The sequence below is a fragment of the Salmonella sp. NW1250 genome, from assembly GCF_051812965.1.
Taxonomy (GTDB): domain Bacteria; phylum Pseudomonadota; class Gammaproteobacteria; order Enterobacterales; family Enterobacteriaceae; genus Salmonella; species Salmonella enterica.
Genome location: NZ_JAMNDD010000005.1, coordinates 212931 through 232645, shown reverse-complemented (window position 1 = coordinate 232645; position 19715 = coordinate 212931). Strand labels below are relative to the sequence as shown.

Genomic DNA, 19715 nt, shown 5'->3' with positions numbered 1-19715 from the left:
CCACTGTAGCAACATAGGGGTAATTTCACTGACAACAGATAGTTACCCGTCACTATGCAATTTAATATCCCTACGTTGCTCACGCTGTTTCGCGTCATCCTGATTCCATTCTTTGTCGTGGTGTTTTATTTGCCGTTCGCCTGGGCGCCGATGGTCAGCGCGCTGATTTTCTGTATTGCCGCTATTACCGACTGGTTTGACGGCTTTCTGGCGCGACGCTGGAACCAGAGTACGCGTTTCGGCGCTTTCCTCGACCCCGTCGCCGACAAGGTGCTGGTGGCGATCGCCATGGTGCTGGTCACCGAGCATTATCATAGCTGGTGGGTGACGTTACCTGCGGCGACGATGATAGCCCGCGAAATTATTATCTCTGCTCTGCGTGAATGGATGGCGGAGCTGGGCAAACGCAGTAGTGTAGCGGTCTCCTGGATCGGTAAAGTCAAAACTACCGCGCAGATGGTGGCGCTGGCGTGGCTCTTGTGGCGTCCGAATATCTGGGTAGAGTATGCCGGGATCGCGCTTTTCTTTGTCGCAGCGGTGCTAACGTTGTGGTCCATGTTGCAATATTTGAGCGCTGCACGCGGAGATTTGCTTGATCAGTGATCGTTTCGCCGCAAATTTCAGCAAACGATCGTGAGTGACGAAAAATATCGTTGACTCAGTGCGTCAGGTAAGTAGAATGCAACGCATCGAACGGCAGCACTGATTGCCAGACGATAACAAAATCAAGTGATTAACAAAGTTGCTTGATACTGCGGGAATAGCTCAGTTGGTAGAGCACGACCTTGCCAAGGTCGGGGTCGCGAGTTCGAGTCTCGTTTCCCGCTCCAGTTTAAAAGCATTGGCGTAAAGCGGATGCTGGCTGAAAAGCCAAAAAAATTTGGCGCGTTAACAAAGCGGTTATGTAGCGGATTGCAAATCCGTCTAGTCCGGTTCGACTCCGGAACGCGCCTCCAATTTTTCCCGAGCCCGGATGGTGGAATCGGTAGACACAAGGGATTTAAAATCCCTCGGCGTTCGCGCTGTGCGGGTTCAAGTCCCGCTCCGGGTACCATGGGAAAGACAAGAATAATCAAAGCAATAAGCAGTGTCGTGAAACCACCTACGGGTGGTTTTTTTGTGCCTTCAGTTTGTATGCCGACCGCGAGCGTGAACTTTCCAGCGCGATACACAGTAAAAAACATCGGTAGCGGCATTTCTGCCAGTACAGCAGTTATGTGCTACCGACCCGCAAGAACTTATGGCTGGTAAATACTAAACGTCGGGTAAATCAGCCGATAAAATCCATTAATCTCTATAAAAAATGCTGATATGTTTTATGCCTGCTTTATTAAAGAGAGTAGGTCTGCCAGTGAAATATACCGATAATGCAAAATTATTTATTAGCTTCATTAATATTGGGATTGTAGGTTGCGTTTTTTTACTTTTTTTTATTTTGTATGAGCCTGAGAGTGCAATCGTAACCTACTCTCTTCCCGGTGAGCTTTCCTCTTCGACATGTGATGCGCGTAATTTTATTGGCTACGTCGATGAAAATGACTTTGCAGAGTATATAAAAAAAGTAGAACTGACGCGCTACAGTATGTATTGTCTGAAAAAAACAGGGGCGGGCCAGTGGAGTATTTATGCAAATTAAACGAGTATATAACTGTTCAGGGGTGTTTTCTGCACAATTTAATTAAAGGTAGATAGCGAACTAATATTCATCACTAGGTAATGTGATCCGCTTCATGCTTTAATCACGTTTTGCAATATTGTCTTAATAACAGGTCAACTACAGATAATTTCGGGTTTTCGTGAATGGCGGTTTTGGTCAGTCTCTATATTATGCTTTCCCCGCTTTACGGAGATGATGATGCAAAAGAAAACCTGGGCCGTTTTATTGATACCATTGTGCCTCACCGCTTGCCACCAGACGACCAACCGATCAACAGCCAAAGATGAAATTCTCACAGGGAGCTATATTGACCCGACAAAAACACGCTTTCCGTTAGCGGATTATTCACAGTCGGTTGATAAATGGATACCTCCGGACTCGGCTGATTACACTATTCCGGTTATTGATAGTGCTACCCAACAACGCTACTTTAACGCACTAAAATCTCATTATTTCGGAATGGACAGTGAAACGCACTCGCCGTGGAATGATTTTTATATTACCGCATTGCTGAAAAAAAACGCAGCACAGGCCCGGGATGCCAGTATTAAGCAGTTTCTTAGCGACGGCAGTGCTTATTGGGGGGAAAACTTCAGACTTTATACCTCTCGCTGGAAAGAGGAGGTTAGAGGGAATACGGATACGCAGATTGACAATATCTATCATGCCTCCCGGCGAGGCATTATGGTCAGAGAAAGTTTAGTCAGAGCGCTGCCAACGGACGACCCGCTCTTTAACGATCCCCGTCAGGCGGGCGAGGGGTATCCGTTTGATAATTTACAAATGTCTTCGCTGCGTCCCGGTACGCCGGTCTATACGCTGACTAAGAGCAAAGACCAACGCTGGCAATATGTCGTTTCACCAGCGGTAACTGGCTGGGTTCATAGTGAAGATATTGCCAGTACGGATCAGAAATTTATAACACAGTGGGTTTTGCTTGCTCATAAGCAACTGGGGGCATTTATCAACGCGCCGGTTTCTGTCCATGCCGCAGGCGTCTATTATTTCACCGGGCGACCGGGCACTATTTTACCGTTCCGACATCAACGGGCGGGCCAGTTCCTGATTGCGGCGCCAGTTCGCGACAGCAATGGTCGTGCGTTTATCCATTGGGTCTGGCTAAGCGGTAACGAGTTTACGGCTATGCCGTGGAAAATGGCGCCGGAAAATATCGCCGTGCTAATGAAAGCAATGCACGGCGCCCCCTACGGTTGGGGAGATTTTAACTTTTATAATGATTGTTCAGCCGAAGTCCGCAGCCTGTTAATGCCGTTTGGCATATTCCTGCCCAGACATTCATCCGCGCAGGTAGAGGCTGCTGGACGGGTGGTCGATCTTAGTCATAAAAGTCCCCAAATGCGGATCGATTATCTCACCAGATACGGAAAACCGTTTACTACGCTGGTCTATATTCCAGGGCATATTATGCTGTATATCGGTAACACAACCATGAATGGGCAGGTCGTACCGATGACTTATCAGAATATCTGGGGATTGCGCCCAAACCATGCTAATAGCCGGAGCATTATCGGTGAGGCAGTATTTTTGCCGTTACTGCGTTTTTATCCTGAAAATCCTGAGCTGATATCGCTGGCTGGTAAGGTTCTGTTTAAGCTTGGTTATATAGAATAGGTTGACAAACTGTGTTATCGCGGAAGACATGATTAAGGCAACCGTGCGCGTGGATATAAAGAGAGTATCCCTGTAAACTGTGTCTGAAAAAAGTATGAGCTATAGTGCGGGCTGTTTATTTGAAATACTATCTGGAGCTGATTCTGGATGTGATTATGTGCCTCACACATTGAAGTGAGAGTTATTGTTGGCGGTATCTGGCTGGAGGCTGGGTGGTAAAAAGACGTAATTTATTGCATTTTAATAACGGTGCCCGGTCAGAGCGCGATCTTGGGGATCTGGTCACTAAAGTTTTTGAGAAAGCGGCGAAAAAAGAACCGCAACCGCTATACACATTTAGCCTGCCGTTGCTGAGTGTGCAGGATGAGATCCGTGTTTACTGTAAGAAAAAAAATATCAAAATAGGGTACGATACGCTGTTTATGGAAATAACCTTTTCTGCTGACAGAGAAGCGGTAGACGAACTCATTAAACACTTTTTTACTGAAAATAAGCTCTATTTGAGAGGGCGGTTTTATCTGTCCGCGGCGGTGGTATAAGTTAGCATGAGTATAATATAGCGAGAAACCCATCTCTCGCTTTTGTGTGGGGCGAGTGCTTCCTGGCGGAAAATCTGCGCCCTGATCCTCCTTTTGTGCGTTAACTTCCGGAATCCTCCTCATTTCGTGTTAATCTGGCTCCTGATGGTTGCCATCCAAACTGCCTGCAAAAAAATTATTTTTATCCGCTGCAATGTAAGAGGCCTACAGGCGGAAGTCATCACTGAGGAAAAGCGTTATGAAAATGGAACCATTAAACGAGAACGAGCTGGAATGGCTGGATGATGTGCTGACGAAATACAATACCGATCAGGCCATTTTGGATGTCGCGGAGCTGGACGGTCTGATTACTGCGGTACTAAGCTCTCCGCGCCCCATCGAGCCGGAACAGTGGCTGGTCGCGATATGGGGGGGACCCGCGTACGTACCGCGCTGGACATCTGAAAAAGAAATGACGCGATTTATGGATCTGGTGTTCCAGCACATGGCGGACACAGCCGCCCGGCTTGAAGACTATCCAGAACAGTTCGAGCCGCTGTTTGGCCTGCGAGAAGTTGATGGCCATGAATTAACGATTGTTGAAGAATGGTGCTTTGGTTACATGCGCGGAGTGTCGCTGTCCGACTGGTCTGACTTGCCGGATACGCTAAAACCGGCGCTGGAAGCGATTGCCTTACACGGCACGGAAGAAAACTTTGCGCTGTTGGATAAAATGAGCCCGGAAGCGTTCGATAAAAGCGTTGACGCTATCCGTATCGCGGCGCTTGAGCTTCATGCCTGGTGGATGGCGCATCCGCACACGACGCCGCTACAGATGCCGATAAAAGCAGAGGTGAAAGTGGGGCGTAACGATCCTTGTCCATGCGGGAGCGGCAAAAAATTTAAGCAGTGCTGCCTGCATTAATGGCTCGTAAACGGCCATAGCGTGATGATTATCGTGCCTGGACGGCGTCCGGGCCCGGTAATCTTTGCCTGACATTAACCTGGATCGGGCAGGAACCCCAGTGCGATCGAAAACTGGACGCCAATCACGACAATGCCGCAGATAAACACCAGCGCCAGCGCTGGGGTGCCGCCTGCCACACGATATCCCGCCTGAGGGCTCTGTTTACGGCATTGCCAGACCAGCATAGCTGGGATGAGCAGTGCCAGCACTGCCAGCGCTACGCCGGCATAGCCTAATGCCATCACAAATCCGCGCGGGTAGAAAAGCGCAAACGCCAGCGGCGGCAGAAAGGTAATCAGCCCGGTTTGCAGACGCCCGGACACCGTACTGCGGCGCTGGAATAGATCGGCCAGGTAATCAAATAATCCTAGCGCTACGCCCAGAAAAGAGGTCGCCAGCGCCAGATCGGCGAACAGGTGGACCGCCAGTTCGACATGTGGCGAAGCGACCACTTCTCTGAGTGCCTGCAGCAGGCCATTTAACCCGGCATGGCTGGCCAGTAGCCCTCTGAATGTCGGCGAGTCGATACTTCCCAGCGTGGCGAGCTGCCAAAAAATATAGGCCACTAGCGGAATGGCGCTACCCGTCATAAAGACCCAACGCAGCCGGCGAATGTTGCCGTTCATATAACTCACAATACTCGGTACGCTTCCGTGAAAACCAAACGAGGTGAAAATGACCGGTATGGCGGATAACGCCAGCCCCTGCTGTAAAGGAAGCGTAAGAAGATTTACTTTATGAATATGTGGCGTGAGCAACGCAAGCATGATGACCAGAAAAATGATCTTTGCGCTAAACAGGAAGCGGTTAAAAAGGTCGACCAGCGAGGTGCCCACACACACCACCCCACCGGCAACAAAGGTGAACAGCAGCACCCCGGCAGCGGGCGAGAGCGTGGCGCCAAGCCAGTTATTAATACTGGATGCCAGTAATTCTCCGGCTCCGGAAATGTAGGCGGCAGTGAGCGCATACATTAAGAACATCATACTGAATCCCGTAAGCCACTGTCCGTAACGTCCAAGATAGCGTTTTGCCAACGAGCCCAGCCCGGTATCCGCCGGAACGTGTTGATATACCTCCAGTAATAGTAGCGCGGTATAACACATCAGCGCCCACAGGCCAATCAACAATCCCAGCGTGACGCTGAAACCAACGCCAGCCGCTGCCAGCGGCATTGCCAACATCCCGGCGCCGATAGTGGTGCCTGCCACGATAAAAATACTGCCCAGAGTTCTGTTTTTCACGCTTTCTACTACCCCGGTAACAAAGAACGGTGATATCCGCGGCGCAGGGTAAGGCATTACGCTATTTTCGTCAAATGGTCGTTACAATAGGTGTACTGTAAAATTTACAGTTACGGACATAAAAGCGAATATGGGAGGAGACGCGGACAACCGCCGCAAACCTGCGCTAGCGCAAAGTCGCTCGCACACGGACACATTAGGCTACGAGTTTTATTCAGGAGGGGTTATGGATTCCATTCACGGTCACGAAGTGCTCAACATGATGATTGAGTCTGGCGAGCAGTACACGCATACCTCGCTGGAGGCGGCAATAAAAGCGCGCTTTGGCGAGCGGGCACGATTTCACACCTGTTCAGCGTCAGATATGACGGCGGCGGAACTGGTCGCGTTTCTGGCGGCGAAAGGAAAGTTTATTGCCGTGGAGGACGGTTTTTCAACGCATGAGAGTAAAATCTGCCGCCATTAATACGCCACGGTGAGAGCGCGTCTCACCGTGTAAGGACGTGTTGGATTAATTTTGCGTATCCAGGGTGGAGAGTTCTTTATCAATGAAATAAAGCCCTTCGCCGCTTTTTCCCGCCAGCGTTAATTTATCAATAATAGATTTGAATAATTTTTCTTCTTCATGCTGCTCGGCCACATACCACTGCAAGAAATTAAATGTCGGATAATCCTGGCTGGTCATTGCGGCATGAGCCAGTTCATTAATTTTTTGCGTAATAATCTGCTCATGCTCATAGGTCGCGCGGAACAGCTCATCCAGTGAGGTGTACTCAGCGAAGGGCGAAGAAACGGTATTAATGCGCGGCAGGCTTCCGGTATCGGTAAGGTAGTCAAACAGGCGCTGCATATGCGTCATCTCTTCTTGCGCATGGCGACGAAGAAATGCGGCCGCGCCTTCAAAACTGTGATAGCTACACCACGCGCTCATTTGTTGATAGAGCAGGGAGGAGTACAACTCCAGATTCATTTGCTCATTCAGTTTGTCGATCATTTCTGTTTTCAGCATGGTTCCGCTCCACAAATAGCAAAAGATATACGGTAATGTGGCGCCACTATAATTTGTTATTTTATTATTTGCAAAAGGTAAAATATTAAATTTAATTATTAAAAATACGAATGGGAATAAAACGCATTAACGCCAGTGTATAGCGTATAAAAATAAAGGAAAGCCAGCACCTTCATGCTGGCAATAGCGACCCTGCACTCTCCTCCATTGTAGATGGTGTCGGCGTTAAGCCAGCCGCCTTAATAATAAAGCGGCATGATTTGCGGGACGGCAACGCCCCGGCACTGCCAGGAGAGGGTAAATCGGGTGTTCAGACACAACGAGCCCGCATAAATGCTACAGGTTCCTACCGGCTGACCAAACGAAACGGCATCGGCATAGCCCATCTGCTGGCATTCGCGTGTTGCGGTCCCGTGAGATACATAGTCATCTGTCCGTGAAGTAAAAAATAGCGGCTGGTTATACGTCAGGCGCACGATGCCGCTTATCGGGCTGGCTTCGCTGACCTGCGCTTGTCGAGTAATGGTGCATCCCGTCAGGGCTAGCAGTGAAAGAGTAAAAATAAGAGGCTTCATAAAATCGCTCCGACAATTCGGTATCAGACCATGCTACCTCGTGTCTTGCACCGTCAATGGCTGGAATAACTTACGGATTCGCCTTGATTAAAGGTAACGGCAGGAGGTTTACAGCGGGAACAGAAAATGTGTGAGCGTCCCTTCATTTAATGAAACTTGGTTTCATTAAATTTGAATGCGTGTTCGCAAATGTGTAGTGTGGGCAAAACGTCATGATTTACGCAGGCGTGGCCGTCTGCATTCAGGAGGAACACGATGAAAATTGCACTGATGATGGAAAATAGCCAGGCCAGCAAAAATGCCATCATTTATAACGAACTTAGCGCCGTCGCCAATGAAAAGGGATTTCCCGTTTTTAATGTCGGCATGTGCGACGAAAATGACCATCACCTGACGTACATTCATTTAGGCATCATGGCGAGTATTTTGCTTAATGCAAACGCGGTTGATTTTGTGGTTACTGGCTGTGGCACCGGGCAGGGCGCGCTGATGTCGTTAAATATTCATCCAGGTGTCATTTGTGGCTATTGCATCGATCCGGCAGATGCTTTTCTGTTTGCGCAGATCAACAACGGCAATGCGTTGTCCCTGCCATTTGCGAAAGGTTTTGGCTGGGGCGCTGAGCTGAACGTGCGTTTCATCTTTGAAAAAGCGTTTACCGGGCGTAAAGGCGAGGGGTATCCGCCTGAGCGCAAAGCGCCGCAGGTACGCAATGCGGGCATTTTGAACCAGGTTAAGGCCGCGGTCGTCAAAGAGAATTATCTGGATACACTACGGGCTATCGATCCTGAACTGGTTAAAACGGCGGTTTCAGGGCCGCGTTTCCAGCAATGTTTGTTTGAAAACGGCCAGAATAAAGAAATAGAAGCGTTTGTACGTGAGATGCTGGGGTAATGCCTGGACAAGACAGAGACGTTTCGCGCCTGTCGGCTGGCATGATGTGCCGATAATACGCCAGTAGCGACAGGCACCACCTCTGGCAAACAGATCAGAAACGGTGTAGGCCGGATAAGCTGCTTCGCGTTGCTATCCGGCTAATAATGTCTCAATATCGTCGCTCGGGGTGCCGCTATCAGTGATGCTGATAGGTCACGACGTTAAGGAGATGCTGATCGGTTTGCGCCAGGCATAACCCTGCTCGTTTAGCGCTGCGAACTTCTTCGAGAATAGTTTGTAAAAGTACGCCATCCTGCTGCTGCTCTTTTTCCAGGGTATGGAGAAAATCGAGCGTTGAGGCATCATTCAGCGCTTTCGCTTCATCTGCCAGACGCGACAGCGTGCTGGCGCGTTGCTGATAATCCTCCAGGGTTTTCTGGAACAATTCTTCCAGAGAGCAGAGCTCTTCACCCGGAACGTCAATGGCTTTAACGATAGGGGTGGCGCCGGCGTTTTTCATAAAATTAAACATGCGCATCATTTGCGTCACGTTGCCTTGCGCCTGGGTACGAAGAAAGGTGGCGGTGCCTGTTAAACTGTGTTCAGAACACCATTCGCTTAGATGGAGGTAAAGATTTGATGCGTAAAACTCAAGGTTCATTGGCGTGTTGAGCTTTTGAACCATTCCTACAGCTGCCATAACAATATCCTTATTTCCAGAAAGTGTTGATGTGCATGACAGACGAGAATGCAACGGGCCGTTGTCACATTCTTACCTCTATGCACAATAAATACTCTTAGCAGAAGAACTCCGTTCCGCCAGTCCCTTATGCGATCTCATTTCCTGTTTATCGATCGGTAATGAGAATAGCGCGTCAATAAAAATAAGAAAATCCTTAAATGCAATTGTTTATCTTTTTTTACATTTTCAGCGGTGTGATTTTTTCAGGTGTAATGATTTTGAGTGTGGAAAGATTGCAACTGTTTGAAAGTTAAATGATATTATATGGATTTCTGGTTTATGAAACATTGTTTCAGATCATGAGGTGTGTCTTTCAAGTATGGTAATTTCAATAAAATAAACATTAGTCAGTCTGGATATCACACGCATAAACGGTTGAGAGCAAATATGCCTGTTTTTATAAACTAGCCGATTTTGCGGTAGATCATTTTTAATGTCATTAATCATACGAGCACGTTATTCGGTTGAGCGCAGTTTTGATGGGTGACTCGTTAACAAGGAGCAGTCAATGAAAAAGGTCGCGGTGCTGTTGGCACCAGGATTTGAAGAAGCAGAGGCCATTGTTACTCTTGATATTCTGCGACGTTTGCATATCGACGTCGAAACGCTGGCGTGTGCTGAATCACGGGCGGTGGTGAGTTACCATAATATTCCTATGGTTGCGGACAGCACGCTGAGTGAACGCCAGCAGGCGCTTTTTGATGCGGTAGTGCTGCCGGGCGGTCCGCAGGGGAGCGCTAATCTGGCGGCTAATCCGGCGGTGATCGCTTTCGTTGCGCGTCATGATGCGGCAGGGAAATTTATTTGTCCTATCTGTTCCGCGGCGGCAAGGGTGCTGGGGGCTCACGGATTGCTGAAGGGGCGTCGTTATGTCTGTTCCGGCGACCTGTGGAAAGCGGTTCCGGAAGGTGTCTATGTGGATGCGCCCGTTGTTGAAGATGGTAATTTAATTAGCGGCAAAGGCTTGGGTCATGTCTTTGATTTCGCGCTAACCCTTTCCGCCAGACTGCTAGGAGACGATGCGCCGGTTCGCGAACAGGCTGAACATATCTATTATCCCTGGTAATCGTTATTCACCCAGGGCCGTAAGGATTAGCTGGCTGATGTTATGGATTAATGTGCTGGCTTTTCTGCCTTTTGGCTGATGAATTCGCTCTGGGTTATGTCATGCTGGCTAATGACTTCCCTGGGTTATGAGCTAATCGTTATTTCTGCATGTGTCTTAGGGGGGATTCCTGAAAGGCGGCCTCGGAAAAGTCTCATATGTGGTGGCGAGCGTACTGATATCAGGAGCAGTGGAGAACGCGATGAACCTGCTCAACATTTCACCTTTTGCACAGTACGTGGTTCGCGGCTGAATCCTTCTGACAACAGTTATCTTCGACCATTATAAGTAAAAAGCGAAGCGTATGATTTGATGAATTAACACTCAACTAAACAGTATAGCTTCACGTCATCGCCAGCCGCTACCCCGGCTGGCGATGGTCTTTCTAAATGGCGAGCAGCGTCACACTGTCTATACTTACATGACTAATGAGACCGTTTGTGAGTCTCAATATGATGATAAGGAGGAGACCAGGGTGGCAGAACCGTTAACCGTATCCCCCGAACTCACTGCGAACTATGCGTATTTTTTTGACCTTGATGGCACATTGGCAGAGATAAAGCCTCATCCCGATCAGGTAGTGGTACCGCATAAAATCCTTCAGTTGTTAGACCGTCTCGCGGCGCACAACGCAGGGGCACTGGCATTGATTTCAGGGCGTTCAATGACTGAGCTGGATGCTTTGGCGAAGCCTTTTCGCTTTCCGCTCGCTGGCGTTCACGGAGCAGAGCGTCGTGACATCAATGGTAAAACCCATATCGTGCGCCTTCCTGAAGCGGTAGTCCGTGAGGTAGAGGCGTTATTACGTTCGACGCTTGTAGCGCTGCCCGGAACGGAGCTGGAGACGAAGGGGATGGCGTTTGCGCTGCACTACCGTCAGGCTCCGGAACATGAAGCGGCGCTGTTGGCGCTTGCGCAACACGTTACGCAGCACTGGCCGCAACTGGCGTTGCAGCCTGGTAAATGTGTTGTGGAAATCAAACCTAAGGGAACTAATAAAGGCGAAGCGATTGCCGCCTTTATGCAGGAGGCGCCCTTTGCGGGACGGATTCCCGTTTTTGTGGGCGACGATTTGACCGATGAGGCTGGCTTTGGCGTGGTGAATCACGCTGGCGGAATTTCCGTAAAAGTGGGCGTCGGGGCAACCCAGGCGGCATGGCGGCTGGAAAGCGTACCCGATGTCTGGCGCTGGCTGGAACAAATCAATTATCCACAACAAGAACAACAAGTAATGAATAACAGGAGAGATGGCTATGAGTCGTTTAGTCGTAGTATCTAATCGAATTGCCCCCCCGGATAATAAAGGCGGCGCCGGCGGCCTCGCCGTTGGCGTGCTTGGCGCGCTAAAAGCGGCTGGCGGGTTGTGGTTCGGCTGGAGTGGCGAGACAGGTAACGAGGATGAGCCATTAAAAAAGGTGACAAAAGGTAATATTACCTGGGCATCGTTTAACCTGAGTGAACAAGATTACGAAGATTATTACTGTCAATTTTCCAATGCGGTTCTCTGGCCTGCGTTCCACTATCGTCTGGACCTGGTACAGTTTCAGCGTCCTGCATGGGAAGGCTATATGCGGGTGAATGCGTTATTAGCGGATAAGTTATTGCCCCTCATTAAAGAGAACGACATCATTTGGGTGCATGACTACCACCTGTTACCGTTTGCCAGCGAACTGCGTAAACGCGGCGTGAACAACCGAATTGGTTTTTTCCTGCATATTCCATTCCCGACCCCGGAGATTTTTAACGCTTTACCGCCGCATGATGAACTGCTGGAGCAGTTGTGTGACTTTGATCTGCTAGGGTTCCAGACCGAAAATGATCGCCTGGCTTTTCTGGATAGCCTTTCGAGTCAAACGCGAGTCACGACTCGCAGCGGCAAGCAGCATATCGCGTGGGGTAAAGACTTCCAGACAGAAGTGTATCCTATCGGTATTGAGCCCGATGAGATTGCTCTGCAGGCTGCCGGGCCGTTGCCGCCAAAACTGGCGCAGCTCAAGGCGGAACTGAAAAATGTGAAGAATATTTTTTCCGTTGAGCGGCTGGATTATTCGAAAGGGCTGCCGGAACGTTTTCTGGCGTATGAAGCGCTACTGGAAAACTACCCGCAGCATCGGGGAAAAATTCGTTATACCCAAATTGCGCCTACGTCACGCGGCGAAGTACAGGCATATCAGGATATTCGCCACCAGCTTGAGACGGAAGCAGGCCGGATTAATGGGAAATATGGACAATTGGGCTGGACGCCGCTCTATTATCTGAATCAGCATTTCGACCGTAAACTGTTAATGAAGATATTCCGTTATTCAGACGTCGGGCTCGTCACCCCGTTGCGTGACGGGATGAACCTGGTGGCGAAAGAGTTTGTCGCCGCGCAGGACCCCGCTAATCCTGGCGTACTGGTACTGTCACAGTTTGCCGGCGCGGCGAATGAACTGACGTCGGCGTTAATCGTCAATCCTTACGATCGGGATGACGTGGCGGCGGCGCTCAATCGCGCGTTAACGATGCCCCTTGCCGAGCGTATTTCGCGTCATGCGGAAATGCTGGACGTGATCGTTAAAAATGACATTAACCGCTGGCAGGAGCGTTTTATTCATGACCTAAAGGAGGTCACGCCGCGTAGCCCTGAGCGTCAGCAGCAGAACAACGTGGCGACGTTCCCTAAGCTGGCCTGAAATATCGCGAGCGGCGACTAGTCGCCCGCTAACGGTACCAGCAACACATCTACCTGACTGGCGCTGACGACACTTTTTGCCGAGCAGGACGCGCGCGAAAAGAAACTGTGGTTATGGTTGCCGCAAATGACCAGATCAACATGGTGTTTGCGGCACACAGCCAAAATATGCTGGCTTAACTCACCTGATGCGATGAAAGTTTGTTCAATCGGATAATCCGCCTTTTCCCCCAGCATCTTAAGAAAATTCTCGGTCTCCTCATGCATAACCGCGCGTAAATCCTCCATCATGGGCGCGGCGAACTGGTTATACAGTTCAGGATCGGAAGCGAGAGTAATCAGGCTTACTTTCGCCTGAACAGGGCGGGCGATAGAGACCGCTTTAGCCAGTAGCTGGTGACTTTCCGGGGTGACGGCAACGGCGACAAGAATATGGGTGTAGCTCATAACTCGCTCCTTGATTGCAAGAATATGAGATTGTGCTTTAGCTTTACTCTGTTTATCGCATTTCTGCAATGCGCTAATGCCACATTAATGTGAAGGACATCATAATTAATCATTAATTATTCTTATGTAAAGAATCGTGGCATAAGACACTTTTTACACACCACCAGGATGCTTCATTTAAACGGGTGAACAATGAAAGCTAAAAGTTAAATCAAATGAGCTTATTTTTAACAGCGGAGGGCGTATGCTGTGACGAGATTAATTAATAACGTTTAATATTTAAGCCACTGTTTACTAAAGGTAAAATAAAATCGTTTCTAAAATAGAAATAATAGCCTGTTATCTATTATCCTGGCGTTATTTTAACAGAGAGAAACAAAAAAGAATTTGGTGTTGACGTACCCCTATTCAGCAGTGTGGAATAGAAAAAGTGAACATTAGGTTATTAATTAAACAAAGTAAAAGCCATGCTGATGGTTTTATCGTAAGTATTCCGTTAAAATATGTGATCTACATCACATATTTTCTAAAATCGCCGTCCCGCTCCGTTGTATGTCACGAAGCTGACGAGTAGAGTTGCGTCGAATTAGGAAAAATCTTAGGCATTTGTAAAAATTGATGTAAACGTGTAAGGCGAATCTCAGTGGGAAGCTGCGTTATACGTCACAATGTCCACAATGTCTGAGCGCTGCTATGCATTTGACCTTTTTGCTTCTTTTACCGGGCCTTCCCGGCGACATCACGGGGTGCGGCTACGTCGCACAAAAATAAAGTTGGTTATTCTGGATGGGAACAATGCATACATCCGAGTTGCTAAAACACATTTATGACATCAATTTGTCATATTTACTCCTTGCACAGCGTTTGATCGTCCAGGACAAAGCATCTGCGATGTTCCGCCTCGGTATCAACGAAGAGATGGCAAACACACTGGGCGCGTTGACCCTGCCGCAGATGGTCAAACTGGCGGAGACGAACCAGTTAGTTTGTCATTTCCGGTTTGACGATCATCAGACGATCACCCGTTTGACTCAGGATTCGCGCGTCGATGACTTACAGCAGATTCACACAGGTATCATGCTTTCAACACGTCTGCTCAATGAAGTGGACGATACGGCGCGTAAGAAAAGGGCATGATAATGAGTGAAAAAAGCATTGTTCAGGAAGCTCGCGATATCCAGTTGGCGATGGAGTTGATTAATCTTGGCGCTCGTCTACAAATGCTGGAAAGCGAAACACAGCTCAGCCGTGGTCGCCTCATCAGGCTGTACAAAGAATTACGCGGTAGCCCGCCGCCTAAAGGGATGCTGCCATTTTCGACAGACTGGTTTATGACCTGGGAGCAAAATATTCATGCCTCCATGTTCTGCAACGCCTGGCAATTTTTACTGAAGACCGGCTTATGCAGCGGTGTGGATGCGGTGATTAAAGCTTATCGGCTTTATCTTGAGCAGTGTCCGCAACCGCCTGAAGGGCCGTTGTTGGCGCTGACTCGCGCATGGACGCTGGTGCGTTTTGTTGAAAGTGGGTTGCTTGAATTGTCGAGCTGTAACTGCTGCGGTGGGAACTTTATTACCCATGCGCATCAGCCCGTAGGCAGCTTTGCGTGTAGTTTATGCCAGCCGCCATCCCGCGCAGTAAAAAGACGTAAACTTTCCCGAGATGCTGCCGATATTATTCCACAACTGCTGGATGAACAGATCGAACAGGCTGTTTAACCGAAACGGTGTGGACAAACACTCCAGCAGCGGTAAGTCATTACCGCTGCTTTTTTTTGCCTTGCCTTCGCGTTAATCGCCCGACTGCGCATCCTGTCATAGTCAACAGCGGAAGGATGATGTCGTGCTTATCTTATTAGGTTACCTGGTGGTTATCGGTACAGTTTTCGGCGGTTATGTCATGACCGGCGGACACCTTGGGGCACTCTATCAACCTGCTGAACTGGTCATCATTGGCGGCGCGGGGATAGGGGCGTTCATTGTCGGCAACAACGGGAAGGCCATCAAAGGCACGATGAAAGCGATCCCGTTGTTATTTCGTCGTTCGAAATACACGAAATCTATGTACATGGATTTGCTGGCGTTGCTCTATCGCCTGATGGCCAAATCACGCCAGCAGGGGATGTTCTCCCTTGAACGCGATATTGAAAATCCGAAAGAGAGTGAAATCTTCGCCAGTTATCCGCGTATTCTGGCCGATGCGGTAATGCTTGATTTTATTGTCGATTATCTGCGCCTGATCATCAGCGGCAACATGAATACGTTCGAAATTGAAGCGTTGATGGATGAAGAGATTGAAACCCATGAAAGCGAGGCGGAAGTCCCGGCCAACAGTCTGGCGATGGTGGGGGATTCGCTGCCTGCCTTTGGTATCGTCGCGGCGGTAATGGGGGTGGTTCACGCTCTGGCTTCAGCCGATCGTCCGGCAGCGGAGTTGGGGGCGCTGATTGCCCATGCCATGGTAGGTACGTTCCTCGGTATTTTACTGGCTTATGGATTCATTTCACCGTTAGCGACCGTTTTGCGCCAGAAGAGCGCCGAAACCACCAAGATGATGCAGTGCGTAAAAATCACACTGCTGTCTAATCTGAACGGCTATGCGCCGCCGATTGCCGTGGAATTTGGTCGTAAAACGCTTTATTCCAGTGAGCGTCCATCGTTTATTGAGTTGGAAGAACACGTTCGCGCAGTGAGAAACCCAAACCAGCAGCAGACGACTGAGGAAGCATGAAAAATCAGGCTCATCCCATTGTCGTCGTAAAACGCCGCAGGCACAAACCGCATGGCGGCGGGGCGCACGGTTCCTGGAAAATTGCCTACGCCGATTTTATGACGGCGATGATGGCTTTTTTTCTGGTGATGTGGCTGATTTCCATCTCCAGCCCTAAAGAATTAATTCAGATTGCCGAATATTTTCGTACGCCGTTGGCCACCGCGGTAACGGGGGGGAATCGGATTGCCAATAGCGAGAGCCCGATACCAGGCGGCGGCGATGATTACACCCAACAGCAGGGTGAAGTGGAAAAGCAGCCGAATATCGACGAGCTGAAAAAACGGATGGAGCAGAGTCGGTTAAACAAACTGCGCGGCGATCTGGATCAACTGATCGAATCCGATCCCAAACTGCGCGCGTTACGTCCGCATCTGAAAATTGATTTAGTTCAGGAGGGGTTGCGCATCCAGATTATCGACAGCCAGAACCGCCCGATGTTTAAAACCGGCAGCGCCGAAGTTGAGCCGTATATGCGCGATATCCTGCGTGCGATTGCGCCAGTGTTAAACGGTATACCTAATCGCATTAGCCTGGCCGGCCATACCGATGACTTTCCCTACGCGAACGGCGAAAAAGGCTATAGCAACTGGGAGTTATCCGCCGATCGCGCCAATGCCTCTCGTCGCGAACTGGTCGCTGGCGGGCTGGATAACGGAAAAGTATTACGGGTGGTTGGCATGGCCGCCACGATGCGGCTGAGCGATCGCGGTCCTGATGACGCCATCAACCGCCGTATAAGCCTGCTGGTATTAAACAAACAGGCGGAACAGGCCATTTTGCATGAAAACGCTGAAAGCCAGAATGAGCCGGTAAGTGTATTACAACAGCCTGCGGCAGCCCCGCCGGCAAGCGTACCCACATCGCCAAAAGCGGAACCGAGGTGATAGCGTGAGCATGGATATTAGCGATTTTTATCAGACATTTTTTGATGAAGCTGACGAGCTGTTGGCTGATATGGAGCAGCATCTGCTGGATTTGGTGCCGGAATCCCCGGACGCTGAACAACTGAACGCCATTTTTCGCGCGGCGCACTCCATTAAAGGCGGCGCGGGCACATTCGGCTTCACTATTCTGCAGGAAACCACACATTTAATGGAAAACCTGCTGGATGAAGCCCGACGCGGTGAAATGCAGCTCAATACCGACATTATCAACCTGTTTTTGGAAACGAAAGATATTATGCAGGAACAGCTCGACGCCTATAAAAACTCCGAAGAGCCGGATGCCGCAAGCTTCGAATATATCTGCAATGCGCTACGCCAGTTGGCGCTGGAGGCGAAAGGCGAAACCACGCCAGCGGTCGTAGAAACCGCGGCACTAAGCGCGGCGATCCAGGAAGAGAGCGTAGCCGAAACCGAATCGCCTCGTGACGAGAGTAAACTGCGCATTGTACTTTCACGGTTGAAAGCCAATGAGGTCGATCTGCTTGAAGAAGAGTTGGGCAATCTGGCTACTCTGACGGATGTCGTTAAGGGGGCGGATTCACTGTCGGCAACTCTGGATGGCAGCGTCGCGGAAGATGACATTGTCGCGGTGCTCTGTTTTGTCATTGAGGCCGATCAGATCGCTTTTGAAAAAGTGGTCGCCGCGCCGGTTGAAAAAGCGCAAGAGAAAACCGAGGTAGCGCCGGTAGCGCCTCCGGCAGTCGTTGCGCCAGCCGCCAAAAGCGCGGCGCATGAACATCATGCGGGGCGTGAAAAACCTGCGCGTGAACGCGAGTCCACCAGCATTCGCGTGGCGGTAGAGAAAGTGGATCAGCTCATAAACCTGGTCGGCGAGTTAGTGATTACCCAGTCAATGTTGGCCCAGCGTTCTAACGAGCTGGACCCGGTAAACCACGGCGATCTCATTACCAGTATGGGGCAGTTACAACGTAACGCCCGCGACTTACAAGAGTCGGTGATGTCGATTCGTATGATGCCTATGGAGTACGTCTTCAGCCGTTTCCCGCGTCTGGTACGCGATTTAGCGGGCAAACTGGGCAAGCAGGTAGAGCTGACGCTGGTGGGGAGCTCCACTGAACTTGATAAAAGCCTGATCGAACGCATTATCGACCCGCTGACGCACCTGGTGCGCAACAGTCTCGACCACGGGATTGAAATGCCGGAAAAACGCCTTGAGGCGGGGAAAAATGTTGTCGGCAACCTGATTCTTTCCGCAGAACATCAGGGCGGGAATATTTGTATTGAAGTGACCGATGACGGCGCGGGGCTTAACCGTGAGCGTATCCTGGCGAAGGCCATGTCGCAGGGGATGGCGGTGAATGAAAACATGACCGACGATGAAGTAGGCATGTTGATCTTCGCGCCGGGATTCTCAACTGCGGAACAGGTCACGGATGTCTCCGGTCGCGGCGTTGGCATGGATGTGGTGAAACGTAACATTCAGGAGATGGGCGGTCACGTTGAGATCCAGTCAAAACAAGGCTCCGGCACCACGATTCGTATTCTGCTGCCGCTGACGCTGGCCATCCTCGATGGGATGTCGGTTCGCGTGGCGGGGGAAGTTTTTATCCTGCCGTTAAATGCGGTGATGGAGTCGCTGCAACCGCGTGAAGAGGATCTTCATCCGCTGGCGGGCGGCGAACGGGTTCTGGAAGTTCGCGGCGAGTATTTGCCGCTGGTCGAATTGTGGAAAGTGTTTGACGTGGACGGGGCGAAAACCGAAGCCACGCAGGGCATTGTTGTGATCCTGCAAAGCGCGGGACGCCGTTACGCGCTGCTGGTCGATCAGCTCATCGGTCAGCACCAGGTGGTGGTCAAAAATCTGGAAAGCAATTATCGCAAGGTACCGGGGATTTCCGCCGCGACGATCCTGGGCGACGGCAGCGTCGCGCTGATTGTTGATGTTTCCGCATTGCAGGGTTTAAACCGCGAACAACGTATGGCGATCACAGCCGCCTGATTGAGTGAGAAGGGAATAATATGACCGGTATGAGTAATGTAAGCAAACTGGCCGGCGAGCCGTCAGGTCAGGAATTCCTGGTGTTTACACTGGGAAATGAAGAGTACGGCATCGATATCCTGAAAGTGCAGGAGATCCGTGGCTATGACCAGGTGACGCGCATCGCCAATACACCGGCCTTTATAAAAGGGGTGACTAACCTGCGCGGCGTGATTGTCCCCATTGTCGATCTGCGCGTGAAATTCTGCGAAGGCGACGTTGAGTATGATGACAATACGGTAGTGATCGTACTGAATCTGGGGCAACGCGTCGTCGGGATAGTGGTAGACGGCGTGTCTGACGTACTGTCGTTAACGGCGGAACAGATCCGTCCGGCGCCAGAATTTGCCGTGACCTTGTCAACAGAATATTTGACGGGGTTGGGCGCGCTCGGCGAGCGTATGCTGATTCTGGTGAATATCGAAAAACTGCTTAACAGCGAAGAGATGGCGCTGCTGGATATCGCAGCATCACACGTCGCGTAATAACGTTGCCGGATGGCGTCGCGCCATCCGGCAATATTCACCGTTATGCTTCCGCCAGCGGTGAGAGTG

22 protein-coding genes, 3 tRNA genes and 1 pseudogene are annotated in these 19715 nt (G+C 50.1%); 20 read left to right on the top strand and 6 right to left on the bottom strand.

Annotated features, from left to right (window positions below):
- Positions 1-54: 54 nt before the first annotated feature.
- The 8 genes from pgsA (at position 55) to NBA72_RS11070 (ending at position 4732) form a co-directional block, all read left to right on the top strand.
- A complete protein-coding gene (pgsA, locus tag NBA72_RS11105) occupies positions 55-603 on the top strand; it encodes a CDP-diacylglycerol--glycerol-3-phosphate 3-phosphatidyltransferase (protein ID WP_001160192.1) in 549 nt (182 codons plus the stop codon).
- A 151-nt stretch (positions 604-754) separates the two neighbouring features.
- Positions 755-830 (top strand) — tRNA-Gly (locus NBA72_RS11100).
- A 52-nt stretch (positions 831-882) separates the two neighbouring features.
- Positions 883-956, top strand: a tRNA-Cys gene (locus tag NBA72_RS11095).
- Positions 957-967: 11 nt separating this feature from the next.
- Positions 968-1054: transfer RNA gene (locus tag NBA72_RS11090), tRNA-Leu, on the top strand.
- Between the two features lie 249 nt (positions 1055-1303).
- Positions 1304-1636, top strand: a complete 333-nt coding sequence (locus NBA72_RS11085) for a hypothetical protein (protein WP_052324018.1) — start codon at positions 1304-1306, stop codon at positions 1634-1636.
- A gap of 213 nt (positions 1637-1849) precedes the next feature.
- Positions 1850-3289, top strand: coding sequence for an SH3 domain-containing C40 family peptidase (locus tag NBA72_RS11080; RefSeq protein ID WP_077917567.1), 1440 nt, complete (start codon positions 1850-1852; stop codon positions 3287-3289).
- Between the two features lie 212 nt (positions 3290-3501).
- A complete protein-coding gene (locus NBA72_RS11075; protein WP_000240837.1) occupies positions 3502-3828 on the top strand; it encodes a glucose-6-phosphate dehydrogenase in 327 nt (108 codons plus the stop codon).
- Between the two features lie 238 nt (positions 3829-4066).
- Positions 4067-4732, top strand: a complete 666-nt coding sequence (locus NBA72_RS11070; RefSeq protein WP_000781521.1) for a YecA/YgfB family protein — start codon at positions 4067-4069, stop codon at positions 4730-4732.
- A 74-nt stretch (positions 4733-4806) separates the two neighbouring features.
- Here NBA72_RS11070 and tyrP read toward each other — a convergent pair whose 3' ends face one another.
- Complete coding sequence (gene tyrP, locus NBA72_RS11065) at positions 4807-6018, bottom strand: tyrosine transporter TyrP (RefSeq protein ID WP_001562965.1); 1212 nt, start codon at positions 6016-6018, stop codon at positions 4807-4809.
- 226 nt (positions 6019-6244) lie between these two features.
- Here tyrP and NBA72_RS11060 point away from each other — a divergent pair, with 226 nt between their 5' ends.
- The gene (locus tag NBA72_RS11060; RefSeq protein ID WP_000377238.1) at positions 6245-6484 is read left to right on the top strand and encodes a YecH family metal-binding protein; all 240 of its coding nucleotides are present in this window, start codon (positions 6245-6247) and stop codon (positions 6482-6484) included.
- Between the two features lie 45 nt (positions 6485-6529).
- On the opposite strand, the gene ftnA is transcribed toward NBA72_RS11060, so the two are convergent.
- Together ftnA and NBA72_RS11050 are read right to left on the bottom strand one after the other, a co-directional pair.
- Complete coding sequence (gene ftnA / locus NBA72_RS11055; RefSeq protein WP_000920618.1) at positions 6530-7027, bottom strand: non-heme ferritin; 498 nt, start codon at positions 7025-7027, stop codon at positions 6530-6532.
- Between the two features lie 239 nt (positions 7028-7266).
- Positions 7267-7602: a YecR-like lipofamily protein gene (locus tag NBA72_RS11050; protein ID WP_000803229.1), complete on the bottom strand. Its 336-nt coding sequence runs from the start codon at positions 7600-7602 to the stop codon at positions 7267-7269.
- 255 nt (positions 7603-7857) lie between these two features.
- Between NBA72_RS11050 and NBA72_RS11045 the strand changes: the two genes are divergently transcribed.
- Positions 7858-8496 carry an RpiB/LacA/LacB family sugar-phosphate isomerase gene (locus NBA72_RS11045; RefSeq protein ID WP_000684804.1) on the top strand — a complete coding sequence of 213 codons (639 nt, stop codon included), beginning with the start codon at positions 7858-7860 and terminating at the stop codon, positions 8494-8496.
- 178 nt (positions 8497-8674) lie between these two features.
- On the opposite strand, the gene NBA72_RS11040 is transcribed toward NBA72_RS11045, so the two are convergent.
- Entirely contained in the window at positions 8675-9178 is a 504-nt protein-coding gene (locus tag NBA72_RS11040; RefSeq protein ID WP_000741707.1) for a non-heme ferritin-like protein, read from the bottom strand.
- A gap of 550 nt (positions 9179-9728) precedes the next feature.
- Between NBA72_RS11040 and NBA72_RS11035 the strand changes: the two genes are divergently transcribed.
- The 4 genes and pseudogenes from NBA72_RS11035 to otsA all read left to right on the top strand — a co-directional run bounded on the left by NBA72_RS11035 (position 9729) and on the right by otsA (position 13000).
- Positions 9729-10286: a DJ-1/PfpI family protein gene (locus tag NBA72_RS11035; protein WP_042949116.1), complete on the top strand. Its 558-nt coding sequence runs from the start codon at positions 9729-9731 to the stop codon at positions 10284-10286.
- Positions 10287-10397: 111 nt separating this feature from the next.
- Positions 10398-10578, top strand: a pseudogene (gene araH, locus NBA72_RS11030) (L-arabinose ABC transporter permease AraH); the annotation flags it as partial.
- A 222-nt stretch (positions 10579-10800) separates the two neighbouring features.
- Positions 10801-11604: a trehalose-phosphatase gene (gene otsB / locus NBA72_RS11025; RefSeq protein WP_000840114.1), complete on the top strand. Its 804-nt coding sequence runs from the start codon at positions 10801-10803 to the stop codon at positions 11602-11604.
- The gene (otsA, locus tag NBA72_RS11020) at positions 11579-13000 is read left to right on the top strand and encodes an alpha,alpha-trehalose-phosphate synthase (protein WP_000089042.1); all 1422 of its coding nucleotides are present in this window, start codon (positions 11579-11581) and stop codon (positions 12998-13000) included. The genes otsB and otsA overlap by 26 nt, the downstream gene beginning before the upstream one ends.
- Before the next feature lie 17 nt (positions 13001-13017).
- Here the strand turns inward: otsA and uspC are convergent, their stop codons facing one another.
- Positions 13018-13446: a universal stress protein UspC gene (gene uspC, locus NBA72_RS11015; RefSeq protein WP_000122606.1), complete on the bottom strand. Its 429-nt coding sequence runs from the start codon at positions 13444-13446 to the stop codon at positions 13018-13020.
- Complete coding sequence (locus NBA72_RS11010) at positions 13443-13559, bottom strand: hypothetical protein (RefSeq protein ID WP_001617301.1); 117 nt, start codon at positions 13557-13559, stop codon at positions 13443-13445. Before NBA72_RS11010 ends, uspC begins: the two co-directional genes overlap by 4 nt.
- A 682-nt stretch (positions 13560-14241) precedes the next feature.
- Between NBA72_RS11010 and flhD the strand changes: the two genes are divergently transcribed.
- From flhD to cheW, 6 genes are all read left to right on the top strand, one after another.
- Positions 14242-14583, top strand: a complete 342-nt coding sequence (gene flhD, locus NBA72_RS11005; RefSeq protein ID WP_001518146.1) for a flagellar transcriptional regulator FlhD — start codon at positions 14242-14244, stop codon at positions 14581-14583.
- On the top strand, positions 14580-15164 hold the full coding sequence (flhC, locus tag NBA72_RS11000) for a flagellar transcriptional regulator FlhC (protein WP_000605987.1): 585 nt from the start codon (positions 14580-14582) through the stop codon (positions 15162-15164). Before flhD ends, flhC begins: the two co-directional genes overlap by 4 nt.
- Before the next feature lie 124 nt (positions 15165-15288).
- Positions 15289-16176, top strand: coding sequence for a flagellar motor stator protein MotA (motA, locus tag NBA72_RS10995; RefSeq protein ID WP_000906312.1), 888 nt, complete (start codon positions 15289-15291; stop codon positions 16174-16176).
- Positions 16173-17102, top strand: a complete 930-nt coding sequence (motB, locus tag NBA72_RS10990; protein WP_000795653.1) for a flagellar motor protein MotB — start codon at positions 16173-16175, stop codon at positions 17100-17102. The genes motA and motB overlap by 4 nt, the downstream gene beginning before the upstream one ends.
- Before the next feature lie 4 nt (positions 17103-17106).
- Complete coding sequence (gene cheA / locus NBA72_RS10985; protein ID WP_000061302.1) at positions 17107-19122, top strand: chemotaxis protein CheA; 2016 nt, start codon at positions 17107-17109, stop codon at positions 19120-19122.
- A gap of 20 nt (positions 19123-19142) precedes the next feature.
- The gene (gene cheW / locus NBA72_RS10980; RefSeq protein WP_000147295.1) at positions 19143-19646 is read left to right on the top strand and encodes a chemotaxis protein CheW; all 504 of its coding nucleotides are present in this window, start codon (positions 19143-19145) and stop codon (positions 19644-19646) included.
- Positions 19647-19715 lie beyond the last annotated feature (69 nt).

Bases quoted from the DNA above. Each gene is read 5' to 3' on its own strand.
- pgsA (WP_001160192.1), top strand. From the start codon at position 55: ATGCAATTTAATATCCCTACGTTGCTCACGCTGTTTCGCGTCATCCTG.
- NBA72_RS11045 (WP_000684804.1), top strand. From the start codon at position 7,858: ATGAAAATTGCACTGATGATGGAAAATAGCCAGGCCAGCAAAAATGCC.
- NBA72_RS11050 (WP_000803229.1), bottom strand. From the start codon at position 7,602: ATGAAGCCTCTTATTTTTACTCTTTCACTGCTAGCCCTGACGGGATGC.
- otsA (WP_000089042.1), top strand. From the start codon at position 11,579: ATGAGTCGTTTAGTCGTAGTATCTAATCGAATTGCCCCCCCGGATAAT.
- uspC (WP_000122606.1), bottom strand. From the start codon at position 13,446: ATGAGCTACACCCATATTCTTGTCGCCGTTGCCGTCACCCCGGAAAGT.
- NBA72_RS11080 (WP_077917567.1), top strand. From the start codon at position 1,850: ATGATGATGCAAAAGAAAACCTGGGCCGTTTTATTGATACCATTGTGC.
- NBA72_RS11070 (WP_000781521.1), top strand. From the start codon at position 4,067: ATGAAAATGGAACCATTAAACGAGAACGAGCTGGAATGGCTGGATGAT.
- flhC (WP_000605987.1), top strand. From the start codon at position 14,580: ATGATAATGAGTGAAAAAAGCATTGTTCAGGAAGCTCGCGATATCCAG.
- NBA72_RS11040 (WP_000741707.1), bottom strand. From the start codon at position 9,178: ATGGCAGCTGTAGGAATGGTTCAAAAGCTCAACACGCCAATGAACCTT.
- motB (WP_000795653.1), top strand. From the start codon at position 16,173: ATGAAAAATCAGGCTCATCCCATTGTCGTCGTAAAACGCCGCAGGCAC.
- NBA72_RS11035 (WP_042949116.1), top strand. From the start codon at position 9,729: ATGAAAAAGGTCGCGGTGCTGTTGGCACCAGGATTTGAAGAAGCAGAG.
- cheW (WP_000147295.1), top strand. From the start codon at position 19,143: ATGACCGGTATGAGTAATGTAAGCAAACTGGCCGGCGAGCCGTCAGGT.
- NBA72_RS11010 (WP_001617301.1), bottom strand. From the start codon at position 13,559: ATGATTAATTATGATGTCCTTCACATTAATGTGGCATTAGCGCATTGC.
- flhD (WP_001518146.1), top strand. From the start codon at position 14,242: ATGCATACATCCGAGTTGCTAAAACACATTTATGACATCAATTTGTCA.
- NBA72_RS11085 (WP_052324018.1), top strand. From the start codon at position 1,304: ATGCTGATATGTTTTATGCCTGCTTTATTAAAGAGAGTAGGTCTGCCA.
- ftnA (WP_000920618.1), bottom strand. From the start codon at position 7,027: ATGCTGAAAACAGAAATGATCGACAAACTGAATGAGCAAATGAATCTG.
- NBA72_RS11060 (WP_000377238.1), top strand. From the start codon at position 6,245: ATGGATTCCATTCACGGTCACGAAGTGCTCAACATGATGATTGAGTCT.